Source organism: Billgrantia lactosivorans, assembly GCF_003254665.1.
GTDB lineage: Bacteria > Pseudomonadota > Gammaproteobacteria > Pseudomonadales > Halomonadaceae > Halomonas > Halomonas lactosivorans.
Genome location: NZ_QHGY01000004.1, coordinates 222755 through 241059 on the forward strand (window position 1 = coordinate 222755; position 18305 = coordinate 241059).

18 protein-coding genes are annotated in these 18305 nt (G+C 69.7%); 5 read left to right on the plus strand and 13 right to left on the minus strand.

The window, feature by feature from the left end:
• The 12 genes from alr to DIS04_RS11605 all read right to left on the minus strand — a co-directional run bounded on the left by alr (position 1) and on the right by DIS04_RS11605 (position 11255).
• The gene (gene alr, locus DIS04_RS11550; protein ID WP_111413930.1) at positions 1 to 1119 is read right to left on the minus strand and encodes an alanine racemase; all 1119 of its coding nucleotides are present in this window, start codon (positions 1117 to 1119) and stop codon (positions 1 to 3) included.
• A 130-nt stretch (positions 1120 to 1249) separates the two neighbouring features.
• The gene (locus DIS04_RS11555; RefSeq protein WP_111413931.1) at positions 1250 to 2698 is read right to left on the minus strand and encodes a TolC family outer membrane protein; all 1449 of its coding nucleotides are present in this window, start codon (positions 2696 to 2698) and stop codon (positions 1250 to 1252) included.
• Positions 2699 to 2812: 114 nt separating this feature from the next.
• Positions 2813 to 3799 carry an RNA polymerase sigma factor RpoS gene (rpoS, locus tag DIS04_RS11560; RefSeq protein WP_111413932.1) on the minus strand — a complete coding sequence of 329 codons (987 nt, stop codon included), beginning with the start codon at positions 3797 to 3799 and terminating at the stop codon, positions 2813 to 2815.
• A 145-nt stretch (positions 3800 to 3944) separates the two neighbouring features.
• A complete protein-coding gene (locus DIS04_RS11565; protein ID WP_111413933.1) occupies positions 3945 to 5048 on the minus strand; it encodes a peptidoglycan DD-metalloendopeptidase family protein in 1104 nt (367 codons plus the stop codon).
• Positions 5041 to 6015: a DUF368 domain-containing protein gene (locus DIS04_RS11570; RefSeq protein ID WP_111413934.1), complete on the minus strand. Its 975-nt coding sequence runs from the start codon at positions 6013 to 6015 to the stop codon at positions 5041 to 5043. The genes DIS04_RS11565 and DIS04_RS11570 overlap by 8 nt, the downstream gene beginning before the upstream one ends.
• Positions 6012 to 6692 carry a protein-L-isoaspartate(D-aspartate) O-methyltransferase gene (locus tag DIS04_RS11575; protein ID WP_111413935.1) on the minus strand — a complete coding sequence of 227 codons (681 nt, stop codon included), beginning with the start codon at positions 6690 to 6692 and terminating at the stop codon, positions 6012 to 6014. Before DIS04_RS11575 ends, DIS04_RS11570 begins: the two co-directional genes overlap by 4 nt.
• Entirely contained in the window at positions 6679 to 7425 is a 747-nt protein-coding gene (gene surE / locus DIS04_RS11580; RefSeq protein ID WP_111413936.1) for a 5'/3'-nucleotidase SurE, read from the minus strand. Before surE ends, DIS04_RS11575 begins: the two co-directional genes overlap by 14 nt.
• Before the next feature lie 4 nt (positions 7426 to 7429).
• Positions 7430 to 8494: a tRNA pseudouridine(13) synthase TruD gene (truD, locus tag DIS04_RS11585; protein ID WP_111413937.1), complete on the minus strand. Its 1065-nt coding sequence runs from the start codon at positions 8492 to 8494 to the stop codon at positions 7430 to 7432.
• A complete protein-coding gene (ispF, locus tag DIS04_RS11590) occupies positions 8491 to 8979 on the minus strand; it encodes a 2-C-methyl-D-erythritol 2,4-cyclodiphosphate synthase (RefSeq protein WP_179951258.1) in 489 nt (162 codons plus the stop codon). The genes truD and ispF overlap by 4 nt, the downstream gene beginning before the upstream one ends.
• Entirely contained in the window at positions 8980 to 9717 is a 738-nt protein-coding gene (ispD, locus tag DIS04_RS11595; RefSeq protein ID WP_111413938.1) for a 2-C-methyl-D-erythritol 4-phosphate cytidylyltransferase, read from the minus strand.
• Positions 9710 to 10024 (minus strand): cell division protein FtsB, encoded by a 315-nt coding sequence (gene ftsB / locus DIS04_RS11600; protein ID WP_111413939.1) that lies wholly within the window; start codon positions 10022 to 10024, stop codon positions 9710 to 9712. Before ftsB ends, ispD begins: the two co-directional genes overlap by 8 nt.
• Before the next feature lie 97 nt (positions 10025 to 10121).
• Positions 10122 to 11255, minus strand: coding sequence for a GNAT family N-acetyltransferase (locus DIS04_RS11605; protein ID WP_111413940.1), 1134 nt, complete (start codon positions 11253 to 11255; stop codon positions 10122 to 10124).
• 199 nt (positions 11256 to 11454) lie between these two features.
• Here DIS04_RS11605 and edd point away from each other — a divergent pair, with 199 nt between their 5' ends.
• Genes edd through DIS04_RS11630 form a run of 5 tightly spaced genes read left to right on the plus strand, consistent with a single transcriptional unit; the run spans position 11455 to position 17225 of the window.
• Positions 11455 to 13341, plus strand: coding sequence for a phosphogluconate dehydratase (gene edd / locus DIS04_RS11610; RefSeq protein WP_111413941.1), 1887 nt, complete (start codon positions 11455 to 11457; stop codon positions 13339 to 13341).
• Positions 13338 to 14306 carry a glucokinase gene (glk, locus tag DIS04_RS11615; protein WP_111413942.1) on the plus strand — a complete coding sequence of 323 codons (969 nt, stop codon included), beginning with the start codon at positions 13338 to 13340 and terminating at the stop codon, positions 14304 to 14306. Before edd ends, glk begins: the two co-directional genes overlap by 4 nt.
• Positions 14307 to 14334: 28 nt before the next feature.
• Positions 14335 to 15342 carry an aldose epimerase family protein gene (locus tag DIS04_RS11620; RefSeq protein ID WP_111413943.1) on the plus strand — a complete coding sequence of 336 codons (1008 nt, stop codon included), beginning with the start codon at positions 14335 to 14337 and terminating at the stop codon, positions 15340 to 15342.
• A gap of 32 nt (positions 15343 to 15374) precedes the next feature.
• Positions 15375 to 16208, plus strand: a complete 834-nt coding sequence (locus DIS04_RS11625; protein WP_422667920.1) for an aldo/keto reductase — start codon at positions 15375 to 15377, stop codon at positions 16206 to 16208.
• A gap of 42 nt (positions 16209 to 16250) precedes the next feature.
• Entirely contained in the window at positions 16251 to 17225 is a 975-nt protein-coding gene (locus DIS04_RS11630; RefSeq protein ID WP_111413945.1) for a carbohydrate kinase family protein, read from the plus strand.
• Between the two features lie 9 nt (positions 17226 to 17234).
• Here DIS04_RS11630 and cra read toward each other — a convergent pair whose 3' ends face one another.
• Positions 17235 to 18233 (minus strand): catabolite repressor/activator, encoded by a 999-nt coding sequence (gene cra / locus DIS04_RS11635; protein ID WP_111413946.1) that lies wholly within the window; start codon positions 18231 to 18233, stop codon positions 17235 to 17237.
• Between the last annotated feature and the right edge of the window lie 72 nt (positions 18234 to 18305).

An 18305-nucleotide genomic window follows, 5' to 3' on the forward strand; every position in this document is an offset into this window, starting at 1 on the left:
TCAGGCGCGCTGCGCATGGCGTCGGGGCACTCGCGGCAGAACGCCGGTCAGCAGCGTATAGCTGATGGTGTCGCAGTGCCGGGCGACCTCGTCGACAGAGAGTACCGCGCCATGACGAGATCTTCCCCACAGCACCACCTCGGTGCCGATCTCGGCCTCGGGGATGTCGGTGACGTCCACCGTCAGCATGTCCATCGAGACCTTGCCGGCAATGGCCGAGCGCTTGCCGGCGACCAGTACCGGGGTGCCGTCGACGGCATGCCGATCATAGCCGTCGCCGTAGCCGCAGGCCACCACCGCGATGCGCGACGGCCGCGGCGCCCGCCAACGGCCGGCATAGCCCACCGGCTCGCCGGCGGCCAGGTCGCGCACGGCGATGATCTCGGAGCACAGCGTCATCACCGGCTGGAGACGGCGGCTCGCCTCGCTGGGCCGCTCCAGCGGATCGCTGCCATACAGCATCACGCCGGGGCGGACCCAGTCGCCGTGGGCCTGCGGCCAGGCCAGGGTCGCCGGTGAATTGGCCAGGCACAGCGGCGCATCGAGTCGAACGGCCAGCGCCCTCATGCAGGCCAGCTGGCTGTCGAAATAGGCGGAATCGACCGCGTCGGCGGTGGCGAAATGGCTCATCAGCAGAAGGCCGGTGGCGCATTCCGGCGCCGCCGCCAGTCGCCTCCAGACCGACTCTGCCTGCTCGGGCGGAAAGCCCAGCCGGTGCATGCCGGAATCGATCTTGAGCCAGACCGGGATCGGCCGGGCCGGCCGGTACGCCAGCAGTGCCTTCACCTGCCATTCGCTGTGCACCGCCATCCACAGGCCCAGCGCTTCGACACGCGCCAGCTCCTGCGCCTCGAAGATGCCCTCGAGCAGCACGATCGGCGCCTCGATCCCGCCATCGCGCAGGGCTTCGGCCTCCTCCAGGCAAGCCACGGCGAAGGCCGGTGGGCGACGGTCGGCCGGCAGCGACGCCAGGGCCCTGGCGCAGGCCACGGCACCGTGGCCGTAGGCATCCGCCTTGATCACCGCCAGGGCTCGGCTGTCGCCGGCCAGTTCACGGGCCAACGCGTAGTTGTGACGCAAGGCGTCGAGATCGATATCGGCAATCAGCGGCCTGGCCATGGCAACCTCATCACAGCGGTGAAATTACGCAAGATTATCTTGCATCGACAGCGTCATTTCACGAAGAAAACCACCGATTTCTCGGTGGCTTCTGGGGTATTTCACCAAAAAAACTTGTAATTTCAGCACATCAGGAAGGCGCCCGGGGACGCTCGCCGATGTTCATGACGGGGTTGTCGTTGGCCTCGTCGGGCAGTTCCAGCGATACCCGCTCCTCTTCGGAGAGCCAGGCGTTGACGGCCTGGATCGAGTCCGGACCGAGCAGCCCCGCCTGCTGCTGCAGCTGCAGCAGTCCAAGGATGTAGTCGTAGCGCGCCTCGGCATGCTCGGCGATGGCGTTGAACAGGCTCTGCTCGGCATTGAGGACGTCGACGATGTTGCGCGTGCCCACCTCGTAGCCCGAGCGCGTCGCCTCCAGGGCGCTCTGGTTGGAGACGATCGCCTGGCGCCGCGCCTCGACGGTCTCGACGTCATTGTTGACGCGGGTGAACAGCGAACGCACCTGCTGGATGGTATCGCGCCGCTGGGCCTCGAAGTCGTACTGGCTTGCCTCGAGCAGGAAACCGCTCTGGCGGATCTGCGCCTGGGTCGAGCCGCCGGTGTAGAGCGGCACGCTGGCGCGCAGGCCGACCTGACTCTCCGACTGGTGGTTGGTGCCGTCGCGGTCGCTGTCCGACCAGCCGTAGTTGGCGAAGGCCGAGAGCGTCGGCTGGCGCGCGGCGCGCGAGATGTCGACGCCGCTGCGCGCCACCTCGATGCCGGCCTCGGCCGACAGCACCAGGGGGCTGTTGTCCATGGCCAGCGCTACCCACTCCTCACGATCCGCCGGCTCGGGGCGGGCGATCGGCACCTCCTCGTCCAGCGCGTCGATACTGTCGTAACGGTGCCCGGTCAGCCGTTCCAGGGCCTCGAAGCTGACCTGCATGGCCCCTTCCGCGGCCAGGCGCTGGGCGCGGGCCAGGTCATAGGAGGCCTGGGCCTCGTGGACGTCGGTGATCGCGATCAGGCCCACCTCGAAGCGCTCCTGCGCCTGCTCCAGTTGACGCTCGATGGCGGTTTCCTGGGCGCGCCGGGCGCTCAGGACATCATGGGCACGCAGGATCTCGAAGTAGGCGTTGGCCACGTCGAAGAGCAGCTGCTGGGCTGCCGCATCGACTCCCAGCGCGTCCCGGTCGATCTCGCGCTCGGCCTGTTCCAGCTGAGCACGACGGCTCGGGTCGTAGAGCGCCTGTTCGGCATCCAGGTTCAGGCCGACGCTGTTGACTTTGTCCTCCTGCGACTCGCCCTGCTGAGGGAACGGGGCGCCCTGCTGGGCCTCGAAGGAGCTCGAGTAGACGCGCGAGTGCGCGGCCTCCCCGCCGATCGAGAGCTGCGGCAGCAGGGTGCCACGCTGCACGTCCCGAGCGGCCTCGGTAGCCCGGAAACCGGCCTGGGTGGAGGACAGTTCGGCATCGTTGGCCAGTGCATCCTGGGCGATGGTCCAGAGGTCGGCGGCCTGGGCATTGCCGAACACCAGGCAACCAACGAAAGCGGCCAGTCCGCGACGAGGAAGGCGACGTGCGAAAGGTGGGCGAAGCATGTGGTCTTTTCCCTTTTTCATCCCTGCATGGTAAGGAGGCTAATGATATCCGATCAGCATGCAGAAAATATGCAGCCGACCTGAAGGTCGGCTGCCTGTCTCCGGACGCAGCGGCTACTCGTTGAAGATGCTGTCCATCGAGAGTCCCTGCTTCTCGAGTACGCGGCGCAGCTTCTTCAGCGCCTCCACCTGGATCTGGCGCACCCGCTCGCGGGTCAGGCCGATCTCGTCGCCGACCTCTTCCAGGGTGGCCGCCTCGTGGCCGCGCAGCCCGAAGCGGCGTACCACCACTTCCATCTGCTTCTCGGTCAGCTCCGCCAGCCACTCGTCGACGTGTTGCTTGACGTCGACGTCGACCAGAGAAGACTCGGGGCCCTGCTCGTTGTCGTCGGCCAGGGTCTCGATCAGCGGCTTGTCGCTGTCGCCGCCCATGGGGTAGTCCACCGAGGAGACTCGCTCGTTGAGCCCCATCATCTTCTTTACCGCCTCGACCGGCTTGTCGAGATGGTCGGCGATCTCTTCCGGGGTCGCCTCGTGATCCAGCTTCTGGGTCAGCTCCCGGGCCGCCCGCAGATAGATGTTGAGTTCCTTGACGACGTGGATCGGCAGCCGGATGGTGCGGGTCTGGTTCATCAGCGCCCGCTCGATGGTCTGGCGAATCCACCAGGTCGCGTAGGTGGAGAAGCGGAAGCCGCGTTCGGGGTCGAATTTCTCCACCGCGCGGATCAGACCGAGGTTTCCCTCCTCGATCAGGTCGAGCAGCGTCAGCCCCCGGTTGAGGTAGCGCCGGGCGATCTTGACCACCAGGCGCAGGTTGGACTCGATCATCCTCGCCCGGCCCGCGGGATCGCCCTTCTGGGCGAGGCGGCCATAGTAGACCTCCTCCTCCGGGGTCAGCAGGGGCGAGAAGCCGATCTCGTTGAGGTAGATCTGGGTGGCGTCGAGACTATGGTGGTAGTGCTTGTCCTCGCGGCTCAGCGCCTTCTCGAAGGCGGCGTCTTCATCGTTGGCCGAATTGTCCGAATCCGTCTCGAGGTCCTGATCGGCCTCGGTGACGTCATCGAGATCCACATCCTGAAGGTCCCGTTCAAGCATGCTCATCGGTTGCTACCCCGTGGTTTCGTCCTGAAATGCCTGTTGCTCTGGCATGGCTTGCAGCACGCAGAGTTCTATTTGTTATGACTCCTCATGGTACCCTTCGGTACCAAACCCCTCCCGTGAAGCCCCGTCGGCGACTGCAGTACGGCTAGCGTTCCGGCAGGAATTCCAGGGGGTCCTGAGGCTGGCCATCCTTGCGCACCTCGAAGTGCAGCCTGGCGCTCTCGGCATCGCTGTCGCCCATCGTGGCGATCACCTGGCCGGCTTCGACCACATCGTTCTCCGTCACCTGGAGGCTGTCGTTGTGGGCATAGGCGCTCAGGTACTGGTCGTTGTGCTTGAGCAGGATGAGGTTGCCGTAGCCCCGCACCCCGCTGCCGGCATAGACCACGATACCGGGTCCGGCTGCCCTGACAGGTTGCCCCTTTTGCCCGGCGATATCAATGCCGGCGGTGATGCTGTCGCCTTCACCGAAACGGCCCACGAGTTCGCCGTCGGTGGGCCACTGCCAAGGCACCTCGTCCACCGGCGTATAGCTACGACCGTTGCTCTCGGGCTGGCGTTCCGGCTCCCCGGCCACCTGGGTACCGGCATCCGCCTGGGGTTCGGCTTCCGGCTCCTGCCGGGCCTCAGGCTCGGCCTCGGAATCAGGCTGGGGCTCGGTCTGCACGGCCGCGGCCGCGTCGGGATCCACGCCGGGTTCGGGCTCGGGTTCCGGCTGGGACTGGGACTGGGACTGGGACTGGGACTGGGACGGAGCCTCGGCGACACTCTGCGCCCCCTCGATCGCGCTACCGCTGGGAGCGCCCGCCTCTGCGGAGAGCGGTTCGGCCGTCAGCCGCCGGTTGCGCTCGATGGCCTCCTCGTCGGGCAGCAGCCAGTCGTCGTCACCCGACGGGCTCGCGCTGCCGCCGCCGAGTGCCGTAGCCGTCGCCACCTGGCCCTCCCCCAGTTCCTGCGAGCGGGACTGGCCGGACGGCGCTGCCCCATCGTCGCTCAGGCGCAGCTGCTGGCCGGGCTGGATGCGATAGGGCGGACCGATCTGGTTGAGCCGGGCCAGGTCGCGATAGTCCATGTCATGGCGCCAGGCGATGCCATACAGGGTATCGCCCTCTTCGACCGTGTACTGGCTGGCCGCATCCCGCTCGCGACTCGCCGACAGGTCACGCACCTGGGGCGAGGAATAGTCCTGCTGGGCGGCACAGCCGGCCAGGGTCATGGCGATGGCCGAGACGAGAAAAACCTTACGCATTGGAGCCCTCCTTCTTGTCGGATGATTTGCGAGAGCCGTTTCTCGCCTGCCCCCCCGAATGGCGCCCCAGCGCCAGCACCAGCGCGCCCCCTGCCAGCATGGCGATCGCCACCGGCACCAGCAGCCCGGGCTCGCCGGTCAGGTTGGCGTAGTCGCCGGGTGACAGGTAGCGGTACTCGAGCGGAATCAACTGGTCCTGGGGCCCGAGCTGATAGCGTATCAGCTCTCGCCAGGGCCACAGTACCGGCAGCGAGCCGACGATGAAGCCGATCAGCAGCTGCAGTGTCGCGGCGTGGTAATGACGCAACAGCCAGGAGAGCAGCCGCGAAAAGCCGAACAGCCCGATCAGGCAGCCCACCGCGAAGGTCGAGAGCAGCCCCAGGTCGAAGCTGCGAATCGCCTGCATCACGGTGCCGTAGAGCCCCATGGTCAGCAGCAGGAAACTGCCGGATACGCCGGGCAGCAGCAGGGCGCTGATGGCGATCGCGCCGCCGACGACCAGCACCAGCGAGGGGCTGCCCAGCTGAGTGACCAGCGGCATCAGCGATGGCAGCCCGTGGGCCAGCAGCAGCCCCACGATCAACGGGACCAGGTGCCACAGCTTCCAGTCGGCCGGGTGACGGCTCACCACGATGGCCGAGGCCGCCACCAGGCCGAAGAAGAAGCCGTTGAGCAGCAGCGGGTAATCCTCCATGAGCCAGACGACGAGATGCGCGACGCTGACCAGGCTGGCGCCGATGCCGAGCAGCAGCGGCAGCACGAAGGGCAGGTTGAGGTGGGCGACGAGCCCCGCCAGCCCGCCGCGGCGCCAGGCCGTGAAGGCACTCGGACCGAACTGCTTGATGGTGTGAATCAGCTCCTCGTAGATCCCCGTGACGAAGGCGATGGTGCCGCCGGAAACTCCGGGCACGGCATCTGCCGCCCCCATCCCGGCGCCCTTGAGGAAGACACTGAGTTGTCGCTTCAACGAATCACTCCTTGCAGCAGCGGCACGAAGCGCACTCGCTCCAGCCGCTGGACATCATGTTGAGCACCTGCGCGACGCACCCGGGTCAGCCACTGCTCGCCGTTCGGATCGGCCAGGGGCAGGATCATCACGCCCGTCTCGGTGAGCTGCGAGATCAGCACCTCGGGGAGCTCATGGGCACAGGCGGTGAGCAGCACGACGTCGAACGGTGCCGCCTCCTGCCAGCCGTGGCCGCCATCCGCCAGGCGCAGGCGCGCATTGTGTGCCCGCAACAACCGCAGCCGCTTGGCTGCCCGGTGGTGCAAGGCATTGATTCGTTCGACCGACCAGAGTTCCGGTACCAGGCGCGACAGGATCAGCGTCTGGTACCCCGATCCGGTGCCGATCTCCAGCACGCGTCCCGGTGCCTCCTGCATCACCAGCTCGGTCATGCGCGCCACCATCCACGGCTGCGACAGGGTCTGGCCATGGCCGATGGGCAGCGAGGTGTCCTCGTAGGCGCGGTGGGCCAGCGCCTCGTCGAGAAAGAAATGGCGCGGCTCGGCAGCCATCACGCGCAGCACTCGCTCATCGCTGATGCCTTGCCTGGCAAGGCGGGCCACCATGCGGTCGCGGGTTCGCTGCGAGGTCATGCCGACCCCGCGCAGCAGTTCAGGTAATCGTTCAGGTAAATGCATCCAGCCAGCCCTGCACATCCGCAATGGCCGCACGCTGCGTCAGGTCGGTCTGCAGCGGCGTGATCGAAACGTAGCCGGCCTCGATGGCGGCAAAATCGGTATCGGGCCCATCATCGGCATTCTCCCCCACGGCCGCAATCCAGTAGCGCAGTCGGCCCCGCGGATCGCGCACTTCCATCGGCCGTGCCGCCGGGCCGCGGTAGCCCATGCGGGTCACGCGAAAGCCCTGGATCTCCTCCCAGGGAAGGTCGGGCACGTTGACGTTGAGCAGGCTGCGCGGCGGTAGCGAGAGCTGGTCGGCCGCCCCCACCAGGCTCGCCGCCACGCGGCCGGCGGTATCGAAGTGGCGCGAGCCGACCAGCGACATGGCGATCGCCGGCATGCCCAGGTTGCGGCCCTCCATGGCCGCCGCCACGGTGCCGGAGTAGAGCACGTCGTCGCCCAGGTTGCCGCCGTGGTTGATGCCCGAGATGACCAGGTCGGGGCGCTCGTCCCACACCCCGTTGACGCCCAGGTAGACGCAGTCGGCCGGCGTGCCGTCGACACAGTGGAAGCCGTTGTCCAGTGCCGTCAGCGCCAGGGGGCGATTGAGGGTCAGCGAGTTGCTGGCACCGCTACGGTCGCGGTCGGGCGCCACCACGCGCAGCCGGGCATGGGGCTCCAGGGCCTCGTACAGGGCACGCAGGCCCGGTGCATGCACGCCGTCATCGTTGGAAAGCAGGAGTCTGCGCATTCGGTTAGCCCTCTACCGGAAGCGTCAAGGTGGGATGGTCGATGAGTTCGCGCAGCACCGCCGTGGCGAAGCTGCCGCGAGGCAGGTGGAAATCGAGCTGCGCCACGCCTTCGGCGCTTTCGAGCCGCGGCTGTCCCAGGCGCATGCGCAGGGCGCGCCGCGCCATGCGTACCCCGGCCTGCTCCAGCCCCTGGCAGAGATCGGCATGACGCTCGGCGAGGGCGCGTTCGTACTCCAGCGCCTGCCCCGAGGCCAGCGAGTCGCCCGTTCCCCACAGCACGCCGGAGGGGTGGAGGTCGAGGCGGTCGGCCCGCTCGCTCAGCTCGGCATCGACGACGACCACGCTGAACTGGCTTGCGCTGCCGTCGAGGATCACCACGTCCCCTGCCACCAGCCGTCGCCAGTTGCCATCGATCAGGCGCATGGCCGTCAGTTCGTTGAACAGGTAGCTGCGAGCCGCCGAGAGCAGCATGCCCTCGCGGTCATCGCGCTTGCGCCAGCCGCGCGCCAGCAGCGCCCTGGCCCGCGCCAGGTTGCGCCCCGCCGGGCCGAAGCGCTGGGGACCGAACAGGTTGGGCACACCACGACGGCACAGCCAGGCCCAGCGCGCCTCGAGGTCGTCGCCGATCGCTTCCCCCGAGAGGCGCAGCTGGAAACGGTTGGCCCGGTGCACGCCGCGCTTGAGCTTGCGCGGATGACGGACCTGCTCGTGGACATTCACGCCGCAGTCGGCCAACCGTGCAGCCAGGTCGTCCGGTGCCGACTGGCCCGGCAGGTGGACCGAGAGCCACTGCCGGGTCACGGCGATGCGATCCTTCATGCCCGAGTAGCCCACGGCACGCACCGGCACGCCGCAGGCCCGCGCCAGGTGGCGCACCGCCTCGAGGGTGGTGAGCCCGCGCTTCTCGATCCAGAGCCAGAGGTGCTCGCCCTGCCCTTCGGGCGCGAAGCCGAGGATCTCCTCCACCACGAAGTCCTCGGGCGCGGCGCGGAACTCCCCCCTCCGCGGGGGGCCGAACTCGGCTTCGGTGGCGCGCGGCCAGTCGCCCGGGCGGGTGAATTCGCTCACACGACGGCCTCCTCGTGGACGAGCAGCACCACGGCCTCGGCGGCAATGCCCTCGCCGCGGCCGGTGAAGCCCAATCGCTCGCTGGTGGTGGCCTTGACGTTGACCGCATTCAGGGCGAGCTCGAGATCCTCGGCGATGTGGATGCACATGGCGGCGACGTGGGGCGCCAGCTTCGGCGCCTGGGCGATCACCGTGGCATCGACGTTACCGACCCGGTAGCCGGCCTCGCGCACCAGCGCCAGCACGTGGCGCAGCAGGGCGCGGCTGTCGGCTCCGGCCCAGGCGGCGTCGGTATCGGGAAAGTGGCGGCCGATGTCGCCCAGGGCACAGGCGCCGAGCAGCGCATCACAGATGGCGTGCAGCAGGACGTCGCCGTCGGAATGGGCGACAAAGCCGCGGTCGAAGGGCACGGCAACGCCACCGATCATGAGATGGTCGCCGTCGCCGAAGCGGTGGACATCGAAGCCATGGCCGATGCGCAGCATTCAGGGTCTCTCCTCGTGCTCGTGCCCGGGACGCGAGCGGGGCTCGTCCCGCTGGGCGGCCAGGATATGGCCCGCCAGTGCCAGGTCTTCCGGGTGGGTGATCTTGATGTTGTCGCGCCGGCCGGGCACCAGCCGCGGCGTCAGGCCCAGCGCCTCCACTGCCGAGGCCTCGTCGGTGATCTCGCGCCCGAGCGCTCGTGCCTCGTCCAGCGCCCGGCGCAGCAGGCCCAAGCGAAAGCCCTGCGGGGTCTGCGCCTGCCACAGCCCGTCGCGCGGCTCCGTGCGCACCACATGGCGCTGGCCATCGTCGCGTTTCATGGTATCGGCCACGGGAGTCGCCAGCAGCCCGCCCACCGGGTCCTGCCGCAAGGCCGCGAGTAGCCGCATCAGGTCGTCGACCCTCACGCAGGGGCGCGCCGCGTCGTGGACCAGCACCCAGTCGTCATCGGCGGCCTCGTCGGCGATGGCCTCCAGCGCACGGCGCACCGAATCGGCGCGCTCATCGCCGCCCGCGCTGCGCCGCCAGCGCGCGAAGGGCACCCAGGCGGGATCGAAGCGGTCATCCTCCGGGTCGAGGCACAGGCACAGCCGAGCCTCCGGGAAGGCCTGATGCAGCCGGGCCAGGGTATGCGCCAGCACCGGTCGACCGGCCAGCGCCAGGTACTGCTTGGGCAGCGCGGCGCCCATGCGGCGCCCGCGCCCCGCTGCCGGCACCACCAGCCACAAGCGTTCACTCATTCGAGATTCCTGCCTGCCCGACGCCCTCGGTCGCGACGCCGGGCACCCAGTAGAACTGCTCATCGGTGCGCACCATGCCGATATCGCTGCGTGCGCGCTCCTCGATGGCATCGAGCCCCGTCTTGAGGTCGACGACCTCGGCGGCCAGGCGTTCGTTGCGGTCGCGCAGCGGTTTGTTGGCGGCCTCCAGGACCGCCACCCGTTCGCGGATGTCGCGCAACTCTCGAATGCCGCCGTCGCCGAGCCACAGGCGATACTGCAGCAGCGCCAGCAGCAGGAGCAGGGCGATGGCAAGCCACTTGAGCATCGACTGGCGTCCTCATGATTCTGAATGGCCGGCATTATGCCATCATCCCCCGCGCGGCTCACGCCCTGAACGCCTCATCGATTGAGCTCATCCCCCCTCATCTCCTGAACGGCAGGGCGGCCTCGGCGGCCCGGCAGTAGGCGTCGACGTGGCGACGCTCCTCGTCGCAGAAACGTGACAATGCCTCGCGCAGCCTCGGGTCGGCGATGTAATGCAGCGAGCGCAGCCGGCGAGGAGCGAAGCCGCGCGTGAGCTTGTGCTCGCCCTGGGTGCCGGGGTCGAAGCGGGTGAGGCCGTGCGCCAGGCAGTGCTCGACGCCCTGGTAGTAGCACGCCTCGAAGTGCAGGCAGTCGGCCAGCACCTCGCTGCCCCAGTAGCGGCCGTAGAGGGTGCGCGAGCCCTGCAGGCAGAGCGCGGCGGCCACCGGCTGGCTGCCGAGGTGCGCCTGGATCAGCACCAGCGCGTCGGGCATGCTGCGGCGCAGGCGACGGAAGAAGTCGAGATTGAGGTAGCCGTGGCGGCCGCGCTCGAGGTAGGTGATCTCGTAGCAGCGGAAGAAATGCTCGAGCTCGCGTTCGCCGATCGCCTCGCCCACCAGCCGGCGCAGCGCCAGACCCTGCTCGACCACCCGGCGGCGCTCGCGGCGGATGGTCTTGCGCCGCTTTGCCGTCAGGGCCCCGAGAAAGCCCTCGAAGTCGCCATAGCCGCGATCCTGCCACTGGAACTGCACCCCGTGCCGCTGCAGCAGGTCGGGCCGCGCGGCGAGCCACCCCTCGACCTCGGCGTCCTCGGCGAAGAGCAGGTGCCAACTCGACAGCGTGCTCTCCTCCCAGCCCGCGGCCAGCACCCGGCGCGCCAACAGCGGATCGACATCCTCGGCCAGCGCCAGCCTCGGCCCCGGCACCGGCGAGAACGGGATCGCCGTGAGGCCCTTCGGGTAGTAGCGACCGCCGGCGCTCTCCCAGGCGTCGGCCCAGGCCCAGTCGAAGACGTACTCGCCGTAGGAGTGGAACTTGCGGTAGTGCGGCATGATGCCGACCAGGCGCTCGCCGCGCCACAGCGTCAGGTGGTCCGGCACCCAGCCGGTCGAGCGTCCCACCGCCCCGCTCGCCTCCAGCGCGTGGAGGAACTCGTGGCGCAGAAAGGGGTGATCGTCGTCGACCAACGCATTCCATGGCGTCGCCGCCACTGCCTCGATGGCGGGCAGCCGCTTCAGAATCAGCTCGGACATGGTGTTCCCGTAAGGCAGGTGACCGAAGCGCCGGCTGACAACTGGCCGACGGCCGCCTACATTGTGCGCAGACCTACCAATCCTTTTCCATCGCCGTAATAAAACTACATACTTTCGGCCAGGCGCCTTCAAATTTGCCATGCGATGGGAGACAATTGTGTAAACTTACATTCATCGCCCAACGACGCGAGGTGCTTCCATGGCTCGCCCCACCGCACTAAACCCCACCGTCGAGCAGGTCACCGGTCGCATTCGCGAGCGCTCGCGCCAGCGCCGCAAACTCTACGAGGCGCACATGGCCGCACAGCACCAGCAGGGCGTGCATCGTGGCGAGCTCTCCTGCGGCAACCTGGCCCACGGCTTCGCCGGCTGCGACCACGCCGGCGACAAGGATCGCCTCAAGCTGACCAACAGCGCCAACCTTGGCATCGTCTCGTCATATAACGACATGCTCTCGGCCCACCGGCCGTTCGAAGACTACCCCGCCATCCTCAAGGAGGCCGCACGCGGCATGGGCAGCACCGCCCAGTTCGCCGGCGGCGTGCCGGCGATGTGCGACGGCGTCACCCAGGGCATGCCGGGCATGGAACTGTCGCTGTTCTCGCGCGATGTGATCGCCATGGCCACCGCCGTGGCGCTCTCCCACAACATGTTCGACGCCGCCCTCTACCTGGGCATCTGCGACAAGATCGTCCCGGGGCTGTTCATCGGTGCGGCGCGCTTCGGCCACCTGCCGGCGGTGTTCATCCCCGGCGGCCCCATGCCCAGCGGCCTGCCCAACGACGAGAAGGCCCGCGTGCGCCAGCTCTACGCCGAGGGCAAGGTGGGCCGCGAGGAGCTGCTCGAGGCCGAGTCGCGCTCCTACCACAGCCCGGGCACCTGCACCTTCTACGGCACCGCCAACTCCAACCAGCTGATGATGGAGATGATGGGCCTGCACCTGCCCGGGGCCTCCTTCGTCAACCCGGGCACCCCGCTGCGCGAGGCCCTGACCCGCTACGCCGCGGAGCAGGCGGTGCGCAACACCGAGCAGAGCGGCAACTACCGTCCCTTCTACCGGCAGATCGACGAGCGCGCCATCGTCAACGCCATGGTCGGCCTGCTCGCCTCCGGCGGCTCCACCAACCACACCCTGCACCTGGTGGCAATGGCCGCCGCGGCCGGCGTCACCATCGACTGGGACGACTTCACCGCGCTGTCGGCGGTGGTACCGAGCCTGACCCGGATCTACCCCAACGGCAGCGCCGACGTGAACCACTTCCAGGCCGCCGGCGGCATGAGCCTGCTGATCCGCGAGCTGCTCGGCGCGGGGCTGCTGCACGGCGACATTCCCACCGTGTTCGGCACCGACCTCACCGCCTATACCCAGGAACCCTTCCTCGACGACGGCAAGCTGGTGTGGCGCGAAGGGCCGACCGAGAGCCTCGACCGCGAGGTGCTGCGTCCGGTCGACGACCCCTTCGCCCCCACCGGCGGCCTGGTGGTGCTCGACGGCAACCTGGGCCGCGGCGTGATCAAGGTCTCCGCGGTCAAGCCGGCCAACCGCATCGTCGAGGCGCCGGTGCGCATCTTCGACGACCAGAACCAGGTCAAGGCCGCCTTCGAGTCGGGCGAACTCGACCGCGACGTGGTGGTGGTGGTGCGCTTCCAGGGCCCCAAGGCCAACGGCATGCCGGAGCTGCACAAGCTCACCCCCTTCCTCGGCGTGCTGCAGGACCGTGGCTACCGGGTGGCACTGGTCACCGACGGCCGCATGTCCGGCGCCTCGGGCAAGGTGCCGGCCGCCATCCACGTCACGCCGGAGGCCGTCGACCGCGGCCCGCTGGCACGCCTGCGCGAGGGCGACGTGGTGCGCCTGGACGCCGAGCGCGGCGAGCTGACCGCCCTGGTCGATGCCGCCGAGTTCGCCAGCCGCGGCATTATCGAACCCAACCTGGAGCGCTACCACTTCGGCATGGGCCGCGAGCTGTTCGGCGGCTTCCGCCACCTGGCCGCCGGCGCCGAGCTGGGCGCCGGGGTGTTCGGCGGCTTCGAGGCCGAGGTCCTGGCGCGGGAGCTGGAGAAGATCGGGCAGGAGGATCAATGACGCGACCGGCCCTGATCGGCGACATCGGGGGCACCAACGCCCGCTTCGCCCTGGTCACTCCCGGCGAGTTCGCGCCCCATGACATCCTCGCGCTGCCCTGCGCCGACTACCCCGGCCTGGTCGACGCCGTGCGCGACTACCTGGCCCGGGTCGGGCTGGACGCCGAAGCGGCACCGCGGGAGGCGTGCCTGGCCTTCGCCTGCCCCATCGGCGACGACCGCGTGACCATGACCAACAACCACTGGTCGTTCTCCCGGCGCGAGGTGCAGACCGCCCTCGGCCTCGAGCGCTTCAAGGCGATCAACGACTTCACCGCCCAGGCCCTGGGTGTTCCCCACCTCGCCCCCCACGAACTGGTCGAGATACACCCCGGCGTGGCCCGCGAACACGCCGCCTGCCTGGTCATCGGCCCGGGCACCGGGCTCGGCGTCGGCGGCATCTTCCCGGGACGGCGCGCCTGGATCCCGCTGCCCACCGAGGGCGGCCACGTCACCTTCGCCCCCACCGACGAACGCGAGCAGAACCTGCTGCGCCATTTCCGCAATCGCTACGGCCGGGTCTCGGTGGAGCGCATCCTGTGCGGCCAGGGGCTGCTCGATCTCTACCTGGCGCACTGCTCGCTGAAGGGAGCCAACCCCAGCTGCCAGGCGCCGGCCGAGGTCACCGCCGCGGCCGCGGGCGGCGACGGCATCGCCCGTGATACGCTGCTGAGGTTTCTCAAGATCCTCGGTGACGTCTGCGGCGACGCCGCCCTGACCATGGGCGCGCGCGGCGGGGTCTACCTGTGCGGCGGCATCCTGCCGCGGCTGCTCGACTGGCTGCCGCAGAGCCGCTTCGTCGAGGCCTTCACCGACAAGGGACGCATGAGCGGCTACACGGGCGCCATCCCGGTCCGGGTCGTCACCGCCCCCTGGCCGGGGCTGCTGGGCGCCGCCGAGGCCCTGCGCAACGAAGAAGTGGAATGACCGAGTGTCGCAAGGAGAGGAGAACGGAATGATTCCCGCAAGCCTGCGTGCCCTGCTCGACGAGACCGACGGCCGACGCGAGTGCGAGTGGGCCGACCGCCGCGTGTGGCTGGCTCGCGAACCCTGGGGCGAGCTGGCGGTGTGCCTGCAGGGGGCCCAGGTGCTGCACTATTTACCTTACGCGCCCACCCCCGCGCGAGCTGAAGGCTCCTCACCCGCGTCCGAAGCCACGCGTACTGACCTTCCCGCGCCCACCCCCGTGCGAGCTGGCGCGGCCGAGGCCATGGGCGAGGGGGAAGAAGCATTGGTGCCCGGCGGCTGGCTGTGGGTCACGCCGACGCCCCAGGCGCTGCCCGGCGCCATTCGCGGCGGCATTCCGCTGTGCTGGCCCTGGTTCGCCGACGAGCGCGGCGCCGACGAGAGCCCCGATCGCTCCGGCCCCATGCACGGCCCCGCGCGCAAGGCCCAGTGGCGACTGGACGCAGTGGACGAGCACGAGGGCGGCGTCGAGCTGCACCTGTCGCCCGCCGAGCGCCTGCACAGCCAGCTGGTACCGCGGACCGTGGTCCAGGCCAACGGCCGCCGCCTGCACGTGGAGCTGATCACCGAGCACGTCGGCGAGACGCCGGTCAAGCTCAGCGGCGCCCTGCACAGCTACCTGGCCGTGGCCGACAGCTTCGCCTGTCGCGTCGCGGGCCTGGCCGGCGCGCGCTACCTGGACAAGCTGGCGGGCTTCGCCGAGCGCGAGCAGCAGGGCGAGCTCGCCGTGCGCGGCGGGCTCGACCGCATCTATCACAGCAACGCCGAGGTGATTCTCGACGACGGCGACCGGCGCCTGCGCGTCGCCCGCCAGGGCAGCGACTCGGCGGTGGTCTGGCACCCGGGCGAGGCGCCACCCGACGACACGCCGGTCGTGGCCGCACGCCACTTCCTCTGCGTGGAGGCGGCCAACACCCGCCTCGACCCGGTATGGCTGGTGCCCGGCGCCCAGCACCTGCTGGGCACGACGCTGTCGCGGGAGGACGCGTCGACGTGAACGCCGCCCTCGACACCCCCTTCCTGCTGGGCATGATGCGTCTGCACGAGGCGCCGGACCTGCATGCGCCAGCGCGCCTGGCGGACTGGATCGAGGCCAGGCTCGACGCCGGGCTCGACTGGTTCGACCATGCCGACATCTACGGCGATACCCGGGGCGAGGCCCTGTTCGGCGCCGCCCTGCGCGCGCGCCCCGGGCTCGCGGCACGCGTCAGGGTCGTGACCAAGGCCAGCATCGTCACGCCGGAGCGCGACGCCTCGCCGCTGCGCGTCAAGCACTACGACAGTTCGCCGGCATACCTCGGCCGTGCCATCGAGGCGGCGCTGCAACGCCTGGGCGTGGAGCGCCTCGACCACTTCCTGCTCCACCGCCCCAGCCCGCTGATGGACGCCGAGGCCACCGGCCGTGCGCTGGACGATGCCATCACGGCGGGCAAGATCGGCGCCGCCGGGGTCTCCAATTTCCTGCCCGCCCAGTGGCAACGCCTGCAGGCGGCGATGCACCAGCGCCTCTCGGTCCATCAGCTGCAGCTCTCGCTCGACCATACCCAGCCGCTGTTCGACGGCAGCTACGACGCCCTGGTCGGCGATGGCCTGGTGCCGCTCGCCTGGTCGCCGCTCGGCGGCGGGCGGGTCTGCAGCGGCGTGGCCGGCGCCCTGCTCGAACGCCTCGCCGCCGAGCGTGGCGCCACGCCCGCCGGGCTGGCGCTGGCCTGGCTGCGCGCCCTGCCCGGCCGGCCGCGCCCCGTGATCGGCAGCCTGCGCGCCGAGCGCATCGCCACCTTGCAGGCGGACGCCGCGCTCGAGCTGGACCGCCCCAGCTGGTATGCCCTGCTCGAGGCGGCACGCGGACACGAGGTGGCCTGAACGCCGCTCAACCACCACAACGACAGATCGAGAGGACAGCGCATGACGCCCGTGATCGCCTTCGGCGAAGCCCTCGTCGACATGCTCTCCAGCCGCCTCGGCGAGACGGCCGGCGAGGCCGCCGAAACCTTCACCCCCTATGCCGGCGGCGCGCCGGCCAACGTCGCCGTGGCCTGCGCGCGGCTGGGGGTACCCAGTCGCTTCCTCGGCATGCTCGGCGAGGATCATTTCGGCGATTTCCTCGCCGCCGAGCTGGCCGCCCACGGGGTCGACCTCTCTGGCGTGGTGCGCACCCGCGAGGCACGCACGGCGCTGGCCTTCGTCTCCCGCGATGCCCATGGCGAGCGGACCTTCGATTTCTACCGCCCGCCGGCCGCCGACCTGCTCTACCGCCTCGAGCACCTGCCGCCCGGGGTGTTCGCCGACCCGGCCATCGTGCACTTCTGCAGCAACAGCCTGACCGAGCCGGAGATCGCCGACACCACCCTGGCCATGGCGGACATGGCCAGTCGCGCCGGCTGCCTGGTCAGCGTCGACGCCAACCTGCGCCACAATCTCTGGGCCGCCGGCGGCGCCGACATCGCCCTGGTCACCCAGCTCATCGACCGTGCCGCCCTGGTCAAGCTCTCCGGCGATGAACTCGACTACCTGCGCGCCGACCATCCGGCCGAGGCCTGGCTGGCCGAGCGGTTGGCCGCCGGGGTCAGGCTGGTGGTGATCACCGACGGCCCCGGCGAGGTACGCGTCCTGGGCGTGGGCAAGGAGCTGAGCCATACCCCGCCGGCCGTCGAGGCGGTGGATACCACCGCCGGTGGCGACGCCTTCATCGGCGGGCTGCTGGCCGAACTCGCCGAGCGCCTCGGGGAGCCGGAGCGAGAGGGGGAGTGGTACCAGGACGACGCCTTCCTGCGCCGCGCCCTGGGCACCGCCGCCAACTGCGGCGCCCACGCCGTGACCCGCCCCGGCGCCTATGCCGCCCTGCCCGACCGGAACGACCTGGCCCGGCTGCGCGGCTAGGCTAGACGCTCACGAGGCGAGCCTGGCCGGCAGCCGGCGCCTCAGGGTACGAGGTACGACCTGCTGGCCCACCCGGTAGTCGCCCCGCGAGGCCGCCAGGGCACAGGCCAGCGCCATCGACGCCATGCGGTCGTGGTCCTGCACCGCCGAATTGACCGGTAGCGGCAGGAAATCGAGCAGGCGGCTGTCGCCGAAGGTCGCCAGGCGCAGCGACTGCGGCAGCCCGCCCTCCTCCAGCAGCACGTCGAAGACGCCGTCGAGCAGGGTGTACGAGGCCGTGACCAACGCATCCGGCAGGCCGTGGTGCTCGAGCAGCTCGCGCATCAGCCGGGCGCCGTCGGCACGGTCGTAACGCTCGGCGCCGAGCATGTGCGGCGCCACGTCGCGCCCCGCCAGGGCCTGCCGGAAACCGCCCCGGCGTTCACGGCTGATCGAGAGCGCCGGTACCGCATCCAGCCAGGCGATGCGCTTCACCGACTCGTCGAGCAGCGAGCGGGTCAGCTGCTCGGCGGCCTCGCGGTCGTTGCTCACCACGCTGGCGAAGCGCCGCGGGTCGAAGCCGCGGTCCACCGCCACCACCGGCAGGCCTGCCTGCAGCAACTCGGCATAGAAGGGGTCGTCCATCGGCAGGCAGCTGGCGGTGATCAGCACCTCGCAGCGCTGGGCGCGCAGCGACAGCGCCAGGTCGCGCTCGGTGTCCGGCTGGTCGTCGGAGCCGACGATCAGCAACTGGTAACCCTGCTCGCGCGCGCCGCGCTCCAGGCGCTTGGCCAGGCGTGCATAGCTGACGTTCTCCAGGTCGGGAACGATCAGCCCCAGCGTACGGCTCGTGCCGCGCCGCAGCGCCGCGGCCTGGGCATCGACCCGATAGCGGTGCTCGCGCACCACTTCCATGACCCGGTCCACGGTGTCCTGGCTGATGCGGCGTTCGGCGGCCTTGCCGTTGATGACGTAGCTGGCGGTGGTGCGCGATACCCCGGCCAGGCGAGCGATTTCGGCGAGTGTCATGGCTGTCCTCGATGTGCTGGGGCCGATTCTACGTGAGCGCCGGCCCTTCCGCCCCCTTCGAAAGTCTAAGAA